Source organism: Massilia sp. TWR1-2-2, assembly GCF_049897565.1.
Classification (GTDB): domain Bacteria; phylum Pseudomonadota; class Gammaproteobacteria; order Burkholderiales; family Burkholderiaceae_D; genus JAFCUW01.
Map to the genome: position 1 here is coordinate 1 of NZ_JAFCWM010000001.1, position 18,997 is coordinate 18,997.

Genomic DNA, 18,997 nt, shown 5'->3' on the forward strand with positions numbered 1-18,997 from the left:
GTCGTGGTTGATGTTGACCTGTCGAAGTTCTTCGACCGGGTCAATCATGACATCCTGATCGACCGCCTGAGGAAACGCGTGGACGACTCCGGAGTGATCCGTCTGGTCCGTGCCTATCTTGCGTGCTGCTGGTGCTCTCGCGCGGCGAATGGCGCCAGCTGGCCGCGCTGCGGCTGGCGGCCGGCGACGTCTACATGATCCTGGCGACGATCTCTTGGTCGTTCTACAGCTGGCATGAGCGAAAGCAAACCGTTCGATGACGCATCGTTAAGCATTTAAGTGCTGTCAAAACCAAGGTCGTCCATCCACCTTGGGATCAGTCGGGGCGAATCCTGTTTACGGACCCGTCGGCAGCCGGTGTATAGGCGGCATGAGCTCAATACAGGCTTTGGTATGGAACGTGAGAACCTTGGTTCGGATGCTAAGGAAAATGACAAATGGCAGACACCATGAGGAAGAATACCGATGCCGGAACGAGGGGCGGAGTTGCCCGTAGTAGTGTTGAAGCCCTTGTAATGAGGGCGGAGCGAAGGGGTGGCGTTATCCGGTTGACGAAGGTCGCCAACCTGTTTTGCTGGGGATGAGTGACGTGAAATCAACAAAACCTTACAGTATTGCGAAACGTACCGTGTGGGATGCGTACCAGAAAGTGAAGGCCAACCGTGGCGCTGCCGGCATTGACGATGAAACGATCACAATGTTCGAACAGAACCTGTCGAAGAATCTCTACAAGCTATGGAATCGGATGTCGTCGGGGTCGTATCTGCCGCCGCCGGTCAAGCAGGTGGAAATTCCGAAGGCATCGGGCGGCACGAGAAAGCTTGGTATTCCCACTGTTTCCGACAGAATTGCACAAACGGCGGCCAAGCTCGTCATTGAACCGATCCTTGACCCGATGTTTCATCCGGATTCATACGGATATCGGCCAGGTAAATCGGCGAAACAGGCTGTTGCCATCACCAAAGAACGGTGCTGGCAGCATGACTGGGTGGTCGAGTTTGACATCAAAGCGGCATTCGATCAAATAGATCATGTGCTCTTGATGAAAGCCGTTCGCAAGCACGTCAAGGAAGACTGGATTCTGTTGTACATCGAGCGGTGGCTCACTGCCCCGTTCGAGACGGCAGAGGGCGTTTCCGTTCCAAGGGAGCGGGGCACGCCTCAGGGCGGCGTCGTCAGTCCGATCCTGATGAACCTGTTTATGCACTATGCGTTCGATCTTTGGGTGAAGCGCAACTATCCACAATGCCCTTTCGCTCGCTATGCTGATGACGCAGTGGTTCACTGCCGAAATCAGGCGCAGGCGGAAGACGTGATGCAATCGATCGCATTGCGGCTGGCGGAATGCGGGTTGACGATGCATCCGGAGAAATCGAAGATCGTGTACTGCAAACACAGCAGGCGCACCAAGGCGTACCAGCTCGTGCAATTTACCTTTCTCGGATTCACATTCCGACCGAGAGGTGCGCGGAACAAGCAGGGCCGGTTATTTACAAGTTTCTTACCGGCCGTCAGCGATACAGCGTTAAAGCGAATGCGCCAGGTGGTACGGGGCTGGAAGCTGCATCGGCAGACCCCAGCAACGCTGCAGGAACTGGCGTGGCAATACAACTCCATAATACGTGGGTGGGTGGACTACTATGGGGCGTTCCATCGGACAGAAATGCACAAGCTATTTCAATACCTTGATCAAAGGCTGAAGCAGTGGGCCAGACGGAAGCACAAGACACTGAGGCGGCATCCAAGGCTCAGTGCCGAGTGGCTTGGCAAGATGAAGATGGATTCCCCGGCGTTGTTCGTCCACTGGCGTGGCATGGCAGGCAAGGTTGGCTAACGGGAGCCGTATGAGGCGAGAGTCTCACGTACGGTTCTGAGAGAGGCTCAAGGTGAAATTCCTTGGGTCTACTTACCAAGGCTACTTCAAGCTGGCCCAGACGCCTACAGTCTGGAAAGCCCTCGATGAGTGGCTGCGTCACAGGCTTCGAGCCATCCAGCTCAAGCACTGGAAGCGCGGAACTACCATGTATCGTGAATTGCTGAAACTGGGTGCACCGCCATCGGTAGCCAGGCAGATCGCTGCAAACAGCCACTGCTGGTGGCGCAACAGTGCCAAATTACTCAATAGCGTGCTCACCATAGCGTACTTTGATCGCCTTGGCGTACCACGTCTTTCTTAACCTCAACTACTCGAATCGCCCGGTGCGGACCCGCATGCCGGGTGGTGTGGCAGGGGAGCGGCCCTTTTGGGCTGCCCCCTATGCCGATGTCTTTTGTCTTATTTCTCTCTGCCCATTTGTGTCACGTTTGTCGCGGTATACGTACGGTGCGAAACATGCTGATCGAACTGCCCATGCTGCAGTTTGAAGGAAAATTGTTATGTTTTTGACCAAGGAAAACCCATGGACCGGCCCCCGCTCATCGCCGAAAAGACCCTCCCGCCGCCGCATAGCCGGCGCAGCAAGATCGTCGGCGGCGTCATCGCGGTGGTCGCGATGGCCGGCCTGGGCTACTTGGGCTTGCATCTGACCGATCCGGAGGCAGCGGCCGGGGCGGGCGCGGCGCGCCCGCCACCACGGTGGGCGTGGCAACGGCCGAGAAGGCCGACAGCCCGGTGGTGCTCGACGCGCTCGGCACCGTCACCGCGGCGGCCACCGCCACGGCCACCGCCACCGTCAGGCCGCACGTGTCGGGCGTGCTGCAAAAAATCCTGTTTAGCGAGGGCCAGCTGGTCAGGGCCGGCCAGGTGCTCGCCACCATCGACCCGCGCGCGTTCGAGATGGCGCTGCTGCAGGCGTCCGGCAATCGCCAGCGCAACGAGGCGCAGCGCGACAGCGCGAAGGTCACGCTGGCGCGCTTTCGCACGCTGCTGACGCAGGACTCGATCGCCCGCCAGGAAGTCGATACGCAGGCAGCATTGGTCAAGCAGCTCGAAGGCACCGTGATGACCGACCGCGCCGCCGAAGGCGTGGCCAAACTCAATCTGAGCTACACCCAGGTCACGGCGCCGATCGGCGGGCGCGTCGGCCTGCGCGTCGTCGACATGGGCAACCTGGTCGGCAGCGGCGAGGCCAACGGCATCGCCGTCATCACCCAGCTCTCGCCGATCGACGTCGAATTCGCCGTGCCGCAGGACCAGGTGCCGGCGCTGCAGGCGCGCGTGAGCGAAGGCGCCACGCTGCCGGCTGTGGCGTTCGACCGCACCCGCACGTCCAGCCTTGCCACCGGCAAGTTCGCCGCCCTCGACAACCAGGTCGACGTGCAGACCGGCACGGTGCGCGCCAAGGCGCGCTTCGCCGACGCCAACCAGGCGCTGTTCCCCAGCCAGTTCGTCAACCTGCGCCTCGAAATACGCAACATCAAAGAGGCGGTGGTGGTGCCGGTGACGGCGCTGCGCCACGGCTCGACGGGCGACTTCGTCTACGTGCTCGATGCCGCCGACAAGACGGTGGCGCTGCGGCCGGTCACGCGCGGCCAGGCAACCGTCGACAAGGTGCAGGTCGTTACCGGACTGCAGGTCGGCGAGCAGGTCATCACCGAGGGCGCCGACCGCCTGAAGGATGGCGCCAAGGTCACGCTGCCGGCCGATGCCACCGCGCCGTCAGCTGGCGAGCGCCGTCGCCGCCAGCCAGAAGGAGCGGCCCAATGACAACCGCCAACCGTGAAACCGTCGTTCCCGCGCAGGCGGGAACCGCTACCATGCGTGCGCGGTCACTACGCATGCGTGCCATGGTTTCCCGCCTGCGCGGGAATGACGGTTTTTCGGTTGCCGGTACTGTAGACGAGGTGAGGTTATGAATCCGTCTGGCCCGTTCATCCAGCGGCCGGTCGCCACCGCGCTGCTGATGGTGGCGATCGTGCTGGCCGGCCTGGTCGGCGTCGAGTTCCTGCCGCTGTCGGCGCTGCCGCAGGTCGATTTCCCCACCATCCAGGTGCAGACGCTGTACCCCGGCGCCAGCCCGGAAGTGATGGCGCGGACCGTCACCGCGCCACTCGAGCGCCAGTTCGGCCAGATGTCGGGCCTGTCGCGCATGAGTTCGACCAGCGCCGCCGGCGTGTCGGTGGTGACCTTGCAGTTTGGCCTCGGCGGGGGCAGGTGAGCTACACCGAAGTGGTCCAGGCACAGGCGACGGCGCTGTCGGCGCGGCGCGCGCTGGTTCAGGTGCAGGCCGATCGCCAGGCAACTGCGGTAGCGCTGATCCAGTCGCTCGGCGGTGGCTGGCAAACGGCGCCCTGAACCGCGCGATCGTGGGATTGTGGGCAACACGCCGCTGCTCAAGAGAAAGGTCGGGAGGGTGAGGGTGGCCTCCCCGACAGGACCCATGCGGCAAGCTGTCTAATTTGACGTGCGCATCGTGTCTAATTTTGTCGAATTCTGTCTGTTTCTGAACGCTGCTGTAGGTACGCTGTCTAATTTAAGGAATTCGACAAAAATAGACAAAACGCGCAGAGGAAAAGAGTATGGATGCCGCATGCCTTCTCCCGGTAACCCCGGACACCCTCGTCGCTCTGCGCGACTATTTGCGAGACAGTGGCAGCGCACTTTCGGTCTCCGCCGCCGCGACAATGGCTATCGGCGCCTGGCTCCGGGCGGCGAATGACCGTGACCTGATGGCTGCCGGCGCATCACCCCAGCCACAGTCGACAGCGCGGGTAAGGGCTACGCATCTCGAGGCGGTTAACGTGGATGCACAATCGGATGCAGCGGATGCACACCCAGAAGACGACACCATCGCCAGAACCAGTGCCGACGCCGACGCCGACGCCGACGCCGACGCAAAAACCAACGCCAAGTCCATGGCAAAAATCAGAGCAAAAACCACAGCAAGCGCCAACGCGAACTCCTCTCTGGACGGGTATCAATGGAAGGAGTTGTTTCTGCCTGACGGTACCGAACTTCGCATGTGCTCGAATAATGCGGTTCATCGCGCCCGTGTCACCGGTGCGGCGATTTTCTACCAGGGGCGGCAGGTATCGCCGCGCCAGTTCACGCTGGCCGTCGCGGGAGACGGCCGCAACGCCTGGCGCGATTTGTCGCTGCGGCTGCCAGGTGAGAATCAATTCCTGCCGGCCGGTTTATTACGCCGCAGGGCCCAAGCCGACATCCGGATGCGCGCCGAAGCTCAGCTTGGAGAACGGGGAATGCGCGGCGCAGAGGCGAGCCGTCGCGGTTCGCCTGCGGACACTATCGCTGCCGCGGCGGATGCGATGGGCGACGCATTGCGCACGGCGCTCGCGCTGGTCGAGCACAGCAACACCCAGTCGTTACCAAAATACGAGCGGCGAGTCGACCCACATCGCCGCACCACCGACGTGCTTGTCAATCACATCAAGTTCGACTAGATCGGCTGGTCTCGCGTTGAAAAATTACCCAGCGCGATCCGGTAACGCCGCAGCGGCCGTGCCGTGTATCATCTGGCAATCTCGAACCTGCCGAAAAGTCCGCCATGCGCCCCTCGCTTGCCCGCGTTTCCCTCGTCCTCTCCGCCATGCTTGCCCCAACCGCTTTCGCCGCTGCCGCCGATTCGCCCGCGCCGGCTGCGTGGCGCGCCGAAGCGAGCGGCGCCACCGCCGAACTGCGCGGCCTGTCGGTAGTGAGCGATACCGTTGTGTGGGCCAGCGGCGCCAAGGGCACCGTGTTGCGTACTACCGACGGCGCGCGTTGGCAGGTGCTGCAAGTTGCCGGCGCCGAGCAGCTCGACTTTCGCGATATCCACGCCATCGATGCCAAGTCGGCGCTGGTGATGAGCGCCGGCCCCGGCGCGCTGTCGCGCATTTACCGTACCGATGACGGCGGCGCGTCGTGGCGTCTGCTGGCGACGAACCAGTTCGCCGAAGGCTTCTGGGATGCGATGGCGTTCTGGGATGCCGACAACGGCATTGTGTTCGGCGATCCGGTCAACGGCAAATTCCAGGTGTACGTCACCGCCGACGGCGGCGCCAGTTGGCGCCTGGGCGATGGCAAGGGACTCGAGGCGCTCGACAAGGAGGGCGCCTTTGCCGCCAGCGGCACCAGCCTGTCGGTGGCCGGATCGCGCGACGCGTGGATCGTCACCGGCGGGGCGCAGTCCTCGCGCGCGTTTCACTCGGCCGACCGCGGCGTCAGCTGGCAGGCAAGCACGCTGCCGATTCCGGCGGGAGCAGCCGCGCGCGGCGCCTTTTCAGTCGGCTTTGCCAATGCGCGGGTCGGCATGGCCGCCGGCGGCGACTACAAGGATGCTGCGCTGGCCGCCGTCAACGGCGCGCGCACCGACGACGGCGGCGCCAGCTGGACGGCGGCGACGATCCTGCCGGCCGGCTACATGTCGGTCGTGATGCCGGTGCCGGGCGCGCCGGCCAGTTTCGTCGCCGCCGGCCTGGCCGGCTCGGGCTATTCGCTCGATGGCGGGCGTACCTGGACGGTACTTGACCGCATCCCGGTCAACGCGGTCGGCTTCGCGTCGGCCATCACCGGCTGGGCGGTCGGGCCCAAGGGCCTGTTGATGAAGTACACCGGGCCGGCGCTGGCAGCATCGCGGTAAATACAGCGCTGGCCGGACAAACCATACGGTTGTTCTCGCCAACGCATAGTTTTCGCAGGAAAGCCACGCAGACCGCCGCCCGGTGGCGAAAATGAAGTCGACAAAACTGGCGGCAACGCTGCGCTTTGCCAGCAGCGTGCAGGCGTGTCCGGGGCGTGTCCGGGGCGCGTCCGGGGTCTGACCCGGTGGGGTCAGACCCTGTCACGCGGCCGATGGTCAACCTGCGCCGCAAACCTGATCGCAAAGCGCGTGGCGCCGTCGCCGGTGGCGGACAGCGTGTACGGAAAACCGTGCCGGTTCAGCACTTCGCGCACGAACACCAGGCCGATTCCCTGGCCGCCTTTCTTGGTGCTGAAAAAGGGCGTGAACAGCTGGCGCGCCGGCACCTGGCCGAGCTGGTTGCCCGAGTCGAGAACCGACAGGGTCGGACCGCCGGCGCCGTCGACCAGGCCGAGGCGGATGTAGCCGCCATCCTGGCCGCTCGCTTCGACCGCCTCCAGCGCGTTCTTGACGATGTTGATCAACGCCTGCTCCATCAGCTGGCTGTCGATCCGCTGCGGCGCCACGTCGTCGCAGCGGCTCCAGCCGATGTCGATGCCGCGCCGCTTGCACTGCTCGCGGTTGAGCCAGATGATATCGTCCATCATCGCCTTGATGCTGGCCGGCCGCAGTTCCGGCTCGGGCATCTTGACCACGCGCGTGAAGCGCTCGATGAATTCGCCGAGGCTGGCGTTGCGCCGCTTGACGGCCTCGATCGCGGTGGCGAAATCGACGCCGTCGCGTTCGGCCAGCTGGTCGCGGTAGTACAGCAGCGAGTCGAGCACCGAGCCGGTGGCCGCCACCGTATTGTTTACTTCATGCGCCAGTACCCGCACCAGCTTGTCGTAGGTGGCGCGCTCCGAGCTTTCCAGTTCGGCCGTCAGTTCCTCGACCATCAGGAAGTGGCGCGCGAAGCCGCGGTCGAAAAACTGGCCGCGCTGGCCGCGGTAGCGGCGCCCATCGAGATCGGTCAGCAGCCGGCTGTCGCCAAGCGGCAGCGCACCCAGTTGGGCGAGCAGTTCGCGCGCGCGCTCGCCGCCGCCGGCGTTGGCCAGCAGCTTGCCGTGCGGGCGCTCCAGTTCCAGCAGCGCCATCGCGCTGGCGTTGACCAGGCTGATGGCGCCGTCGAAGTCGAACACCAGCACCGCGCCGGGCGTCGCTTCGAGCAGGCGGTCGAGGAAGCCTTGCTGCTCGCCGATCTCGAGCCGCTCGCGGTACAGCATGCCAAGCATGGTGTTGAAGACGTTGACCAGTTCGTCGAGCTCTGGCACCGCGGTGCGCGTCAGCCGGCCGGCGTAGTTCTGGTCCTGCAGCAGGTCGTGGAAGCGCTGGGTGTAACTTAGCGGCTCGAGCGCGCGCCGTACCAGATAAAAACCAACGGCCACGCTGGCCAGCAGCAGCAGTTCGGCACCGACGAACAGCAGCGGGCGCTGCAGGAACGTCACCGCCGCAATGACGAAGAACAGCAAATGCATGGCGACCAGGTAGGCGTGCAGCCGCAGGCGCAAGGTCATGCGCCGGCCTCCTGCTCGGCGCTGCCGAGGCCATGCCGCTCGAGCCGGCGGTACAGCGCGGTGCGCGACAGGCCCAGCGTCTTCGCCACCCGCGAGATGTTCCCCTGGTGCTGCGACATCGCCGCCTCGATCATGTGGCGCTCGACCTGTTCGAGCGTCATGCCGTCGACGCCGAGGCGGTTGCCGGCGCCTGCCTGGTCACGCTGGTCGGCGCCGAGAAAGTCTGCCTGCGTCAGCTCGCTTTTGCCGCCCAGGAGCAAGGTGCGCTCGAGCGTCTGGCGCAGCTGGCGGATGTTGCCTGGCCACGGCTGCGCGCTGAGCCACTCCATCGCCTGCGGCGTGATCGACGCCGCGCCCATGCCGTAGCCGTCGGCCACCGCACTGACGATGTGTGCCGCCAGCAGCGCAATGTCGCTGCGCCGCTCGCGCAGCGGCGGCAGCCGGATCGTGATCAGGTTCAGGCGGTAGAACAGGTCTTCGCGGAAGTCGCCCGCCGCCACCAGTTCGGCCAGCTCCTGGTTGGTGGCCGAGACGATGCGCACGTCGGCCTGCTCGCTGCGGCTGGCGCCGACCGGCTGGTAGCGCTGGTCCTGCAGCACGCGCAGCAGCTTGACCTGGTCGGCGCGGTTCAACTCGCCGATTTCGTCCATGAACAGCGTGCTGCCGTGGGCGCAGGCGATGTGGCCGCGGCGGTCGACCTTGGCGTCGGTGAAGGCGCCGCGCACGTGGCCGAACATCTCGGACTCGAACAGCGACGGCGTGATCGCGCCCATGTTGATCTTGACGGCGGCGCGCGCCGCGCGCGCACTGTTGCGGTGGATGGCGTCGGCCACCAGCTCCTTGCCGGTGCCGCTTTCGCCGAGAATGAGCACCGGCGCGCGGGTGGCGGCGACCTGGCCGATGGTGGCAAGCACGCGCAGCAGCTTGGGATGCTCGCCGATGATGCTGGAGAAGTCGTACTGGGCGTCGAGCGAGGCGCGCGTGACGCGGGTCGGCGAGGGCGCTTCGAGCTGCAAGGTGGTGCCGACCAGCTGCGCGAGCTGCAGGTTGTCCCACGGCTTGGTGAAAAAATTGGCGGCGCCGGCCTGCACGCCGCGCACCGCCAGCGCGATCGAGCCCCACGCCGTCATCAACAGCACCGGCACGCCGGGGTGGCGTTCCTTGATGGCCGCCAGCAGCGCCAGGCCTTCTTCGCCGCTGGTCTGCAGCGAAAAATTCATGTCCTGCAGGACCAGGTCGAACGGTTCGGCCGCGAGCAGCGCCAGCGCCTGGGCGGCGCCGTCGCAGCAGCGGGCGGCGTAGCCCGATTGCTTGAGCAGCAGGGCCAGCGACACCTGGACGGCGCTGTCGTCGTCGACCACCAGGATGCGCATAGTGCGGGCAATATCGATCATTGTTGTCGCGTAGGCTCCAAAGCTATTCGTAGTGCAGCGCTTCGGTCGGGCTTAGCCGGCTCGCGCGCCAGCCCGGATACAGCGAGCATAGCAAGGATATCAGATAGATCACCGCCATCGATAGTGCCGCGGCGGTCAAAAATACCGGCCAGTTCAGGCTCGCTCCAAGCGCGCCGGTGATCGGCAGCTGCACCAGCAGCAGCAGCGCGACGGCCATCGCCACTGAACTCAATAGCAGCTGCTCGCCGATGATCTGGCCGTAAATCTGCGCGCTGCTCGCGCCAATCGCGCGGCGCAGGCCGATTTCCGGGATGCGCTGGGTGGTATTTTGCCACAGCACGCCGAACAGGCCGAAGGCCACCATCGCCAGCATGAAGGCGGCGATCACCGCCATGATGACCAGCGGCGCCAGGTCTTCCTTGAGCTGGCTGGCGCGCATCTCGGTCAGCGGCGCGATGGTGTAACTGAGGTCGTTGCGCACCAGCTTGAGCTGGCGCACCAGCGTTTCCTCGAACGCGCGCTCGGTCCCTGGCCGCACCTTGAGCAGGATCGTGTGGACGTCGGCTTCGCGCTCGTGCGCGGCAAAGCGCAGGAAGATGAAGTGCACTGGCGTCATCAGTTCGCCGCGGCCGCGGAATGCCTCGATCACGCCGGTGACCTTCAGCGTGCGCGGCTTCTTGTCATCGGGCTCGCTGTCGGAGAACTCTTTGCCGATCGCCGACTGGCCCGGATAGAGCTTCTCGGCCAGACTGCGCGTGATCACCACCGGCACCGTGGCCGCGCCGTCGTCGGCGGCCGAATACCAGCGGCCCTCGAGCAGGCGCATGCCGGTTACGTCGAGGTAGTCGTCGCTGGCGTCGAGCATGTCGGCCTCGATGCGCGCACCGCCGCCGGGTGGCACGAACTCGGTGCGCATGATCTGGCGCCGGTACGGCGAGAACGTCGAAAACGCCACCCGCTCGATCTGCGGCATCGCTTCGAGGCTGCGCTTGAAGCGGTCGTAGATGGCCGGATCCTGCTTGACCTCGCGGCCGGCGCCGCCGCTCAGGCCCACCGACCAGACGTGCTGGTAGGCGAAGCCGAGCGGCATCCGGTACAGCTGGTGGTAGCGCGCGCACGCGGCGGCGATGCCGAACACGATCAGGAACGCGATCAGGATTTCGAGGCTGAGCATCAGGTTTCTGGATTTGCGCTTCCAGATCAGTTTCATCATGTGGCGGAACATCAGGCATTTCCCTTCAGGGCGTGGGCAGGATCGAGGCGCGACATGTTCCAGGCGGGGATCACGCCGGACATCACGCCAAACAGCAGCGACAGCAGCAGGCCGTAGCCGAAGATGGCCAGGTTCATGTCGACTTTCAGGTAGGGCACCAGGCCGGAACCTTCCAGCCACCACAGCACCAGGCGGGCGGCGAACAGGCCGATGGCGCCGCCGGCCACGCACAGCAGCATGTTCTCGACGATGAGCTGCCATACCAGCTGGGCGCTGGTGGCGCCGAACGCCTTGCGCACGCCGATCTCGGAGCGCCGCTCCATGATGCGGCCGGTGTTCAGGTTGACCAGGTTCAGCGCCGGCAGCAGCATGAACAGCAGCATCGCCACGCCGATGATCGCCAGCAGCGTGCCTGCGCCGGAATCGACGCCGCGCGAGTTGTTCAGGTTGCGGGCGAACAGGTCGAGCTTCGAGTCGGCCATCAACAGCACCTTGGTGATCTTCTTCGGGTCGTCGAACTGCACCGTGCGGGCGATCTGCTCGACCTCGTGGCGCAGCTGCGGCAGGTCGGCCGCCGTCGGCGCCAGCAGCAGGGCGGCGAAGTCGCCGGTGTACTGCCCGCGATAGTCGGACGACGGCGACGTGGTGACCGGGGTCCAGATGTCGGCGAAGGCGTTGACGTGCATCGCGTCCTCGACCACGCCGACGATCTCGAACGATTGGCCGCCGACGCTGATTCTCTGGCCCAGCGCCGGGCCGGCGGCGAACAGCTGGCGCGCCGACGACGCGTTGACCACCGCGACGAAGCGGCCGTTGGCCACGTCGTCGGCGCCGAGGACGCGCCCGGCCAGCACGCGGAAGTCGAGAATCTTCCAGTACTCGGCATCGGTATTGCGCATCTGCAGCGCGTGCACCTGGCCGTCCTTGTACACCGACACGGTGCGCGGCAGGCTGACCGCCGACACCAGCTCGGCCGACTTCATCGGCTTCAGGTACTTGTCGATCAGCTTGAAGCCCGGCGGGCTGCTGATGCGGGTGTGCGGGCCGGTTGCCTCGACCTTCAGCACCTGCAGCAAGCGGTCGCTGTTGCCTTCCACGCCGCGCGGGAAGAACGCCGTTTCCAGCAGCGCGGCGACGACCATCAACACCACCAGCGTGAGCACGATGCACAGCAGGTTGATGGCGGTGAAGAGCTTGCGCCGCATGAAGACGATCCAGGCGGTCATCAGGTAGTTTCTGAGCATGCCTCTCTCCTAGGCGACCAGCTGGCCGTCGAACACGCGCACGATGCGCCCGGCCGCCCTGGCTTCGCGCTCGTCGTGGGTGACCATCAGCACGGTGGTGCCTTCGCCGTTTAGCTGCAGCAGGATGTCCATCACCTCGGCGCCCATCTTGCTGTCGAGGTTGCCGGTCGGTTCGTCCGCCAGCAGTACCTGCGGCTTGCCGACCATCGCGCGGGCGATCGCCACGCGCTGCTGCTGGCCGCCCGATAGCTGGTTCGGATAATGGTCCATGCGCGCGCCCAGGCCGACTTTCTCGAGCATCGCGCGCGCCGCCTGGCGCCGCTCGGCCGCGCCCATGCTGCGGTACAGCAGCGGCAGTTCGACGTTGTCGATCACGCGCAAGTCCGGGATCAGGTGGAAGCTCTGGAAGATGAAGCCGAAGGTGCTGTTGCGCAGCTGCGCCACCTGCTTGTCGCGGTACGACTTGAGCGGGATGCCGTCGATGCTGACGGTGCCGGCGCCGGGCCGGTCGAGCAGGCCGATGAGGTTCAGCAAGGTGCTCTTGCCGCATCCCGATGGCCCCATCATGGCGACGAATTCGCCCTTCTTGACATGCAGGTCGATGGCGTTCAGCGCCAGCGTTTCGACCTTGTCGGTCTGGTAGGTCTTGCTCACGTTCTCTAAGCGGATCATGGTGGCTTTCAGGGGTTAATGGGTAATGCGGATGCTGTCGGCATCCTTGAAGCGGCTGATGTCGGAAACGATGATGCGTTCGCCCGCGGTGGCGCCGGCGACGATTTCGACGGCGCGGCCGTCGCCGGCGCCGAAGTCGACGCTGCGCTTGCGGGCGACACCGTCGGTGATGACGAAGGCCGGCTGCGGACCGCGGCCGTTGAACGCGGCGCCGCTGTCGACGATCAGCGCGCCGGCTTTCTGCTCGGTGACGATGTTGACGTCGACCCGCATCTTGTTGCGCAGCTGCGCATCGTTCGGCTGGTCGAGCGCGACGAGCAGCTTGATGGCGCCGTTCTGGATCTCCGGCAGGATCGTCTGCACCTTGCCGGAGCGCTGCTTGCCGTTCTGCTCGACGCGCACCGCCTGGCCGGTTTCCAGCGCGCGCGCATGAACGTCCGACAGCGTCGCTTCGACCCGGTAGTTATTCAGTTCCGACACCTTCGCCACCAGCTGGCCGGTGGTGACGCTGGCGCCTTCATCGGCCAGGATTGCCGTCAGCATGCCGGCGAACGGCGCGCGCACGCTGGCCTGGTCGAGCAGTTGCTGCTGCTGCTGCAGCTGCTTGCGCAGGATCGCTTGCTGCAGGCGCGCGCCGTCGATGCTGCTGTGGGTGGCGCGCTTGACGTCCTCGATCAGTTCGCGCTGCTGGCGCAGCTGGATCTCGGTGCGCTTGACGTTCAGTTCCGCCGTCAGCATGTCCTCGCCCGACACCGCACCGCTTTTTCTCAGCGTCTGGAAGCGCTGCCACTTGGCCTGGGTGCTTTGCAGGTCGATTTCGAGCAGCTCGACGCTGCTGACGAGCTGCTTGCGCTTCTGCTCCATCTCCAGGGTCAGGCCGAAGATGCGGTTGTCCTGCTGCGCCAGCTGTTCCTTGACGGCGTCGAGCGAGAGCACGATGGTCTTGTCGTCCAGTTGCAGCAGCAATTCGCCGGCCTTGACCTGCTGGCCAAGCTTGGCGTGCACCTTGGCGACGTGGGTCTGGAACGGGCTCGAAACGAGTTCCTCGTGGACCGGGATGACGACGCCGGAAGCGTTAATGGTATTGGCGATGGCGCCGCGGCGCACTTCGGCGACCCGGATGTCGGCCGCGCCGATGGTCGGCCGCACGGCGCGGTTGATGGCCCAGGCGGTGGCGCACAGCGTTGCCAGCACGCCGACGGCGGCGGCCAGCTTGAGGCGGCGGCGCCGGTCGATTGCTTGCTCGCTGACAGGTTGATCCATTTGAGGGCTGAAAAAGTGATGAGTTGTGTGCTGTAGAGCAAACACCATGCCAGGCAGGGGTCAGACCCGGTTTTGCTTCTAGCGGGTCTGACCCAGGTTGCGTTGGTGCCCGCCAAACGTTGCCCGCGCCCGGCCACCACTGTCCGTTTCCGGGCACTCGACATTAATAAGCGAAAAAGGTTCGCCCGCCCGCCGCCAACGCGCTTGACAGACCTCAGCAGCGCGCCGGCGCGCGCCCCTAGAATTGATCAACTCCGAAAAGCGCGCCGCAGCGACCATGATTACCGAGCCATCCGAAGCCTCCGACGCCTACCCCGCGCTGACCGACGCGGCCGCGTTTCGCGAGTATTTCCAGCGCGAAGGCTACGTTGTCGTGCGCCACGCTTTGCCGTCGGCACTGTGCACCGAGGCCATCGACGGCTTCCTGAAAGAAGTCCACCTCGACACGCGCGCATTGTTCCAGCGCGCCACCGCGCCGCGCTACCAGCGGCACGTCTACACCGGCGCCGGCCACATGCATTGCCCGATCATGAACCTGCCCGACATTTCCAGCCGGCGCTACCCGCAGTTCAAGGGCGCCGGCATGGCGCTGCTGACCGACAAGGTGGTGCGGCGCGCGCTGGAAACGCTATTTGGCGAACCGGTGCGCCTGGTGCGCTCGATGTACTTCGACGGCCACGAGCCAAGCTGCGCGCACCGCGACAAGGCCGGCGGCAAGCCCGGCGCCAATCCCAGTGGCGCGGCGATGATCGGCGCCTGGATCGCCGCCGAAGACATCGACCCCGGCGCCGGCCGCTTTTTCGTGCTGCCCGGCAGTCACCTGCAGCAGGTGCCGGGAAAAATCCCGCTCGATCCGCGCAGCGCGCGCTGCCAGGCGGCGGTGGCCGACTTCGCCGCGCGCGGCCCGCTGCCGCTGGTGGCGCCGTCGATGGGCCAGGGCGACTTGTTGCTGTGGAACTCGATGACGATCCACGGCAGCCTGCCGGCCACCGCGCCGCAGTGTTCGCGCCGCTCGTTTACCGGCTACTACACCAGCCGCTCGCAAATTGACGACCGCCACGCCGGCGCCGGCGCCAGCGTCATGATGGGTGGCATGGAAATTTTGCACCACAGCGATCACCGCACGCTGGCGGGCAGGGCGGCCATCCTGCTGCGCTCGGAGTATCCGGGCGCCTACACCGTGCTGCGCCGGCTCAGGCACCTGCGCCCGTGGCCGGCCGGTGGCGGTACGGGCCCGTAAATACGGCCGAAAAAAGCATTTCCAGCCGTATCCATCAGCGATATACTTCCCGCTTGCTTTTTATTATCATCTGGGGATCCCATCTTGTTCAAATTACTCGTCTTGCCCGTCGCCTTGATCGGAGTGTTTGCCACCGCCAGCGCCGACGAAGGCCAGTGGCAGCCGCACCAGCTGCCGCAACTCAAAGCTGAGCTCAAGCGCATCGGCATCACCATCCCGCTCGACAAGCTGACCGACCTGTCGAAGCATCCGATGAGCGCGATCGTGTCGACCGGCGGCTGTTCGGCCTCGTTCGTCTCGGGCGACGGCCTGATCGTCACCAACCACCACTGCGGCCATGCGGCGATCCAGCGCAATTCGACCCCGGAGCACAATTACCTGCTCAACGGCTTTCTCGCCAAGGACCGCGCCGGCGAACTGCCCGGCGGCCCGAGCATGCTGGTGTACGTCACCGAAAAGGTCGAGAACGTCACCGACCGCGTGCTCAAGGGCCTGGCGCCGACCATGTCGGGCCGCGAGCGCTATGAAGAAGTGCAGGGCCGCATCAAGGCGCTGATCGCCGAATGCGAGACCGACAAGGGCTACCGCTGCTCGGTGCCGGCGTTCCACCGCGGCCTCGAGTACTACCGCATCCGCCAGCTGATGATCCGCGACGTGCGCCTGGTGTACGCGCCGTCGGAAAAGATCGGCAACTTCGGCGGCGACGTCGACAACTACGAGTGGCCGCGCCAGACCGGCGACTTCTCGTTCCTGCGCGCCTACGTCGGCAAGGATGGCCGCCCGGCCGATCCGTCGCCGGACAACGTGCCGTACAAGTCGAAGGATTTCCTGGTGGTATCAGCCGAAGGGCTCAAAAACGGCGACCCGATCCTGCTGGCCGGCTATCCGGGGCGCACCAGCCGCTACAAGATGCCGTCGGAAATCCGCTTCGCGCGCGACACCGATTTCCCGCTGCGCGTGGCCGGCATGCAAGCGGACCTGGCCGTGATCGCCGCCGCCACGATGGGCAACCCGGCGTATGACGTGCGCTATGCCAACGTGGTCAAGGGCATCAACAACGTCATGAAGAAGACGCAAGGCTTGCTCGACGGCTTTGCCCGCAAGGACATCGCCGCCATCAAGGACGTGCAGGACGCCGAGTTCCGCGCGTGGTTCAAGCAGCACCAGGGCAACGCGCCGAAGACGCTGATGGCCGACCTCGACGCGCTGATCGCCGCCGACATCGCGCTGTCGGAAGAAGAGTACGCCTGGTCGGTCGGCACCCACAGCGACCTGCTCGGCAGCGTGCGCACGCTGTACCGCCTCGCCCTCGAGCGCCAGAAGCCCGATCCGAAGCGCGACGCCGGCTACCAGGAACGCGACCTGTCGTTCATCAAGGCACGCCTGACGCGCCTCGAGCAGTCGCTGGTCCCAACTGTCGACGAGGCACGCTACGGCGCCGCCCTGCAGCGCTACAGCAAGCTGGCCGCGCGCAGCCGTCCGCATTCGCTCGACGCGCTGCTGCCGGTCGCGCGCGACGTGCCGGCGCTGTACAAGTCGACCGAACTGGCCGACACCGCCAAGCGCCTGGCGTGGATGGGCAAGGATGTCGACACGTTCCGCAAGTCGGACGACGCCTTCATCAAGCTCGCCGTCAAACTGCATGAGGTGTCGAGCTCGCTGGAAAACCGCCGCAAGGAAATCAACGGCAACCTCGAGAAGGTCATTCCACAGTACATGTCGGCCGTCATCGCATGGAAGACGAGCCAGGGCAAGCCGGTGTATCCGGATGCCAACTCGACGTTGCGGGTGACGTACGGCACGGTGTCGCCGTACTCGCCGCGCGACGGCCTGGTCAAGGGGCCGTTTTCGACCGTCGACGGCGTCGTCGAGAAGCATACCGGCGTCGATCCGTTCATCGTGCCGAAGGAAGTGCTCGACGCGGTCAAGGCCAAGCGTTTCGGCGCCTTCAAGGATCCGGTGCTGAACACGGTGCCGGTCAACTTCCTGTCGAGCGCCGACACCACCGGCGGCAATTCCGGTTCGGCCGTGATGAACAAGCGCGGCGAACTGGTGGGCCTCAATTTCGATTCGACCTACGAGTCGATCACCAAGGACTGGTACTTCGACAGCGCCATCACGCGGGCGATCCACGTCGACATCCGCTACATGCTGTGGGTGATGAAGGAAATCGATCACGCCGACAACCTGCTCAAGGAAATGACGGTCAAGTACCCGAAGAAGTAATCGGCGCTTGAACTGAAAAAAGCCGCGACAGCTGATGCTGCCGCGGCTTTTTTTGTCCGCAGGGGTCTGCCGACGCCAGCAACTCCGGGGTCTGACCCAAAAAAGCAAACCCGGGTCAGACCCCTGCGCTTGTGTTCGCTAAACGTGGCTCTGTTATTCAAGATATTGCATATGCCTCTTGCATGGCGCATACTGGTGTTGCCATGAACCACGACAACCTGCCTGCCGCCGAAGAAGCCGACATCCGCGCGGCCATCACGGCCGCGCTGGAAAGGTGGCTGCGGCAATCCGGCCTGACGCAGACCGCAGCGGCCGACCTGCTTGGCACGACCCAGGCGCGCGTTTCGGAAATCAAGCATGGCAAGACGTCCCAGTTCAGCCTCGACCTGCTGGTGCGTTTCGCCGCCCGTGCTGGCCTGCAACCTCGATTGACCCTTACCGCTCCCTGATGAACGATTCGCTTACCCTGTTCGGCCTTGCCACCACACCCCTTGAACTGATCTCCTTCGTGCTGGCGGTGATGACGGTGCTGCTCAATATTCGCCGCAATCACTGGGCCTGGCTGTTCGCGATCGTCTCGTCGGCAACCTACGGCGTGGTGTTCTTCAACGCTCGCCTGTACGGCGATTGCGGCCTGCAGCTGGTGTTCATCGTGGTGTCGGTGTGGGGCTGGCACAGCTGGCTGCGCGGCGGCCTGAAACACGAGCCGCTGCGCGTGACGCGGTTGGCGCGCGCCGGCTGGATCGCGGCGGCGGCCGGCTGGCTGGCCGGCTTCGCGCTGCTTGCCGTGTTCCTCAAGACCTGGACCAATACCGACGTGCCCTACATCGACGGCTTCCTGACCGCCGGCAGCCTGGTCGGCCAGGTGCTCCTGTCGCGCAAGAAGGTCGAAAACTGGCACGCCTGGATCATCGTCGACATCCTGTACGTCGGCCTGTACGTGTACAAGGGTCTGATGCTGACGGCGGTCCTGTACGGCCTGTTCGTGCTGATGGCCGTCGCCGGCCTGCGCGCGTGGAGCCGCGCCGCCGCCGAGGGCCAGGCGTGATGGCGGTGCGCCGCGTCGCCATCCTCGGCGCCGAGTCGTCCGGCAAATCGACGCTGGCGGCCTCGCTGGCGGTCCACTACCACACCATGTGGGTGCCCGAATACCTGCGCGAGTTCGTCGACAAGCATGCGCGCGTGCCGTACGAAAGCGACCAGTTCCGCATCGCCCAGGTGCAGATGGAACGCGAGCACGCGGCGGCGGCGCTGGCCGACGGCTGGCTGTTTTGCGATACCACGCCATTCATGACGGCCATCTACAGCGGCGTCTATTGGGGCCGGGTCGATCCGCTGCTGGGCGCGCTGGACCGCCTGCACGACTACGCCGTCACGCTGGTCACCGCGCCCGACGGGCCGTGGGTGCCCGACGGCCTGCAGCGCGAATCGGCGGCGGTGCGCCAATCGGTGCACGAGGCGGTCATCGACAAGCTCGAACGCCGCTCGATTGCCTACACGCTCGTCACCGGCAGCCTGGAACAACGCCTGCCGCAGGCAGTGCTCGCGCTGGACCAACACCTTTAACCACAACGGACTAATCGATGAAAAAAATCCTCGTGCTGGCGTCGATGGCGGCCGGCCGTCGCGCAGTTCGCCGGAAATCGGCCTGGGCTACAACGTCACCTCGCGCTG

General features: G+C 65.1%; 15 protein-coding genes and 4 pseudogenes. 13 read left to right on the forward strand and 6 right to left on the reverse strand.

Annotated elements, in window-relative coordinates:
- Window positions 1–122: 122 nt before the first annotated feature.
- The 8 genes and pseudogenes from ACP7DD_RS00005 to ACP7DD_RS00040 all read left to right on the forward strand — a co-directional run.
- Window positions 123–233 (forward strand): annotated as a pseudogene (locus ACP7DD_RS00005) (EamA family transporter); the annotation flags it as partial.
- A gap of 356 nt (window positions 234–589) precedes the next feature.
- Window positions 590–1,834 carry a group II intron reverse transcriptase/maturase gene (gene ltrA / locus ACP7DD_RS00010; RefSeq protein ID WP_426172640.1) on the forward strand — a complete coding sequence of 415 codons (1,245 nt, stop codon included), beginning with the start codon at window positions 590–592 and terminating at the stop codon, window positions 1,832–1,834.
- An 82-nt stretch (window positions 1,835–1,916) separates the two neighbouring features.
- Window positions 1,917–2,177: pseudogene (locus tag ACP7DD_RS00015) on the forward strand (group II intron maturase-specific domain-containing protein); the annotation flags it as partial.
- Between the two features lie 398 nt (window positions 2,178–2,575).
- Window positions 2,576–3,646 carry an efflux RND transporter periplasmic adaptor subunit gene (locus tag ACP7DD_RS00020; RefSeq protein ID WP_426172641.1) on the forward strand — a complete coding sequence of 357 codons (1,071 nt, stop codon included), beginning with the start codon at window positions 2,576–2,578 and terminating at the stop codon, window positions 3,644–3,646.
- 145 nt (window positions 3,647–3,791) lie between these two features.
- Window positions 3,792–4,085: pseudogene (locus ACP7DD_RS00025) on the forward strand (efflux RND transporter permease subunit); the annotation flags it as partial.
- Window positions 4,082–4,234: pseudogene (locus ACP7DD_RS00030) on the forward strand (RND transporter); the annotation flags it as partial. The pseudogenes ACP7DD_RS00025 and ACP7DD_RS00030, both read left to right, overlap by 4 nt.
- A 224-nt stretch (window positions 4,235–4,458) precedes the next feature.
- Window positions 4,459–5,340 carry a hypothetical protein gene (locus tag ACP7DD_RS00035; protein ID WP_426172642.1) on the forward strand — a complete coding sequence of 294 codons (882 nt, stop codon included), beginning with the start codon at window positions 4,459–4,461 and terminating at the stop codon, window positions 5,338–5,340.
- Between the two features lie 146 nt (window positions 5,341–5,486).
- Window positions 5,487–6,518, forward strand: coding sequence for a hypothetical protein (locus tag ACP7DD_RS00040; RefSeq protein ID WP_426172643.1), 1,032 nt, complete (start codon window positions 5,487–5,489; stop codon window positions 6,516–6,518).
- 191 nt (window positions 6,519–6,709) lie between these two features.
- Here the strand turns inward: ACP7DD_RS00040 and ACP7DD_RS00045 are convergent, their stop codons facing one another.
- The 6 genes from ACP7DD_RS00045 to ACP7DD_RS00070 are packed head-to-tail and all read right to left on the reverse strand — an operon-like array spanning window position 6,710 to window position 13,857.
- On the reverse strand, window positions 6,710–8,071 hold the full coding sequence (locus ACP7DD_RS00045; protein WP_426172644.1) for a sensor histidine kinase: 1,362 nt from the start codon (window positions 8,069–8,071) through the stop codon (window positions 6,710–6,712).
- Window positions 8,068–9,465 (reverse strand): sigma-54-dependent transcriptional regulator, encoded by a 1,398-nt coding sequence (locus ACP7DD_RS00050; RefSeq protein WP_426172645.1) that lies wholly within the window; start codon window positions 9,463–9,465, stop codon window positions 8,068–8,070. The genes ACP7DD_RS00045 and ACP7DD_RS00050 overlap by 4 nt, the downstream gene beginning before the upstream one ends.
- 22 nt (window positions 9,466–9,487) lie before the next feature.
- Window positions 9,488–10,690 (reverse strand): ABC transporter permease, encoded by a 1,203-nt coding sequence (locus ACP7DD_RS00055; RefSeq protein ID WP_426172646.1) that lies wholly within the window; start codon window positions 10,688–10,690, stop codon window positions 9,488–9,490.
- The gene (locus ACP7DD_RS00060; protein ID WP_426172647.1) at window positions 10,690–11,922 is read right to left on the reverse strand and encodes an ABC transporter permease; all 1,233 of its coding nucleotides are present in this window, start codon (window positions 11,920–11,922) and stop codon (window positions 10,690–10,692) included. Before ACP7DD_RS00060 ends, ACP7DD_RS00055 begins: the two co-directional genes overlap by 1 nt.
- A 9-nt stretch (window positions 11,923–11,931) precedes the next feature.
- Complete coding sequence (locus ACP7DD_RS00065; RefSeq protein WP_426172648.1) at window positions 11,932–12,594, reverse strand: ABC transporter ATP-binding protein; 663 nt, start codon at window positions 12,592–12,594, stop codon at window positions 11,932–11,934.
- 15 nt (window positions 12,595–12,609) lie between these two features.
- Window positions 12,610–13,857, reverse strand: coding sequence for an efflux RND transporter periplasmic adaptor subunit (locus tag ACP7DD_RS00070; RefSeq protein WP_426172649.1), 1,248 nt, complete (start codon window positions 13,855–13,857; stop codon window positions 12,610–12,612).
- Window positions 13,858–14,134: 277 nt separating this feature from the next.
- Between ACP7DD_RS00070 and ACP7DD_RS00075 the strand changes: the two genes are divergently transcribed.
- The 5 genes from ACP7DD_RS00075 (at window position 14,135) to ACP7DD_RS00095 (ending at window position 18,889) form a co-directional block, all read left to right on the forward strand.
- Window positions 14,135–15,097 carry a phytanoyl-CoA dioxygenase family protein gene (locus tag ACP7DD_RS00075; RefSeq protein WP_426172650.1) on the forward strand — a complete coding sequence of 321 codons (963 nt, stop codon included), beginning with the start codon at window positions 14,135–14,137 and terminating at the stop codon, window positions 15,095–15,097.
- Between the two features lie 84 nt (window positions 15,098–15,181).
- On the forward strand, window positions 15,182–17,323 hold the full coding sequence (locus tag ACP7DD_RS00080) for a S46 family peptidase (RefSeq protein WP_426172651.1): 2,142 nt from the start codon (window positions 15,182–15,184) through the stop codon (window positions 17,321–17,323).
- 203 nt (window positions 17,324–17,526) lie between these two features.
- Window positions 17,527–17,772 (forward strand): helix-turn-helix domain-containing protein, encoded by a 246-nt coding sequence (locus ACP7DD_RS00085; RefSeq protein WP_426172652.1) that lies wholly within the window; start codon window positions 17,527–17,529, stop codon window positions 17,770–17,772.
- On the forward strand, window positions 17,772–18,371 hold the full coding sequence (pnuC, locus tag ACP7DD_RS00090) for a nicotinamide riboside transporter PnuC (protein WP_426172653.1): 600 nt from the start codon (window positions 17,772–17,774) through the stop codon (window positions 18,369–18,371). The genes ACP7DD_RS00085 and pnuC overlap by 1 nt, the downstream gene beginning before the upstream one ends.
- The gene (locus ACP7DD_RS00095) at window positions 18,371–18,889 is read left to right on the forward strand and encodes an AAA family ATPase (RefSeq protein ID WP_426172654.1); all 519 of its coding nucleotides are present in this window, start codon (window positions 18,371–18,373) and stop codon (window positions 18,887–18,889) included. Before pnuC ends, ACP7DD_RS00095 begins: the two co-directional genes overlap by 1 nt.
- The last annotated feature ends 108 nt before the right edge of the window (window positions 18,890–18,997 follow it).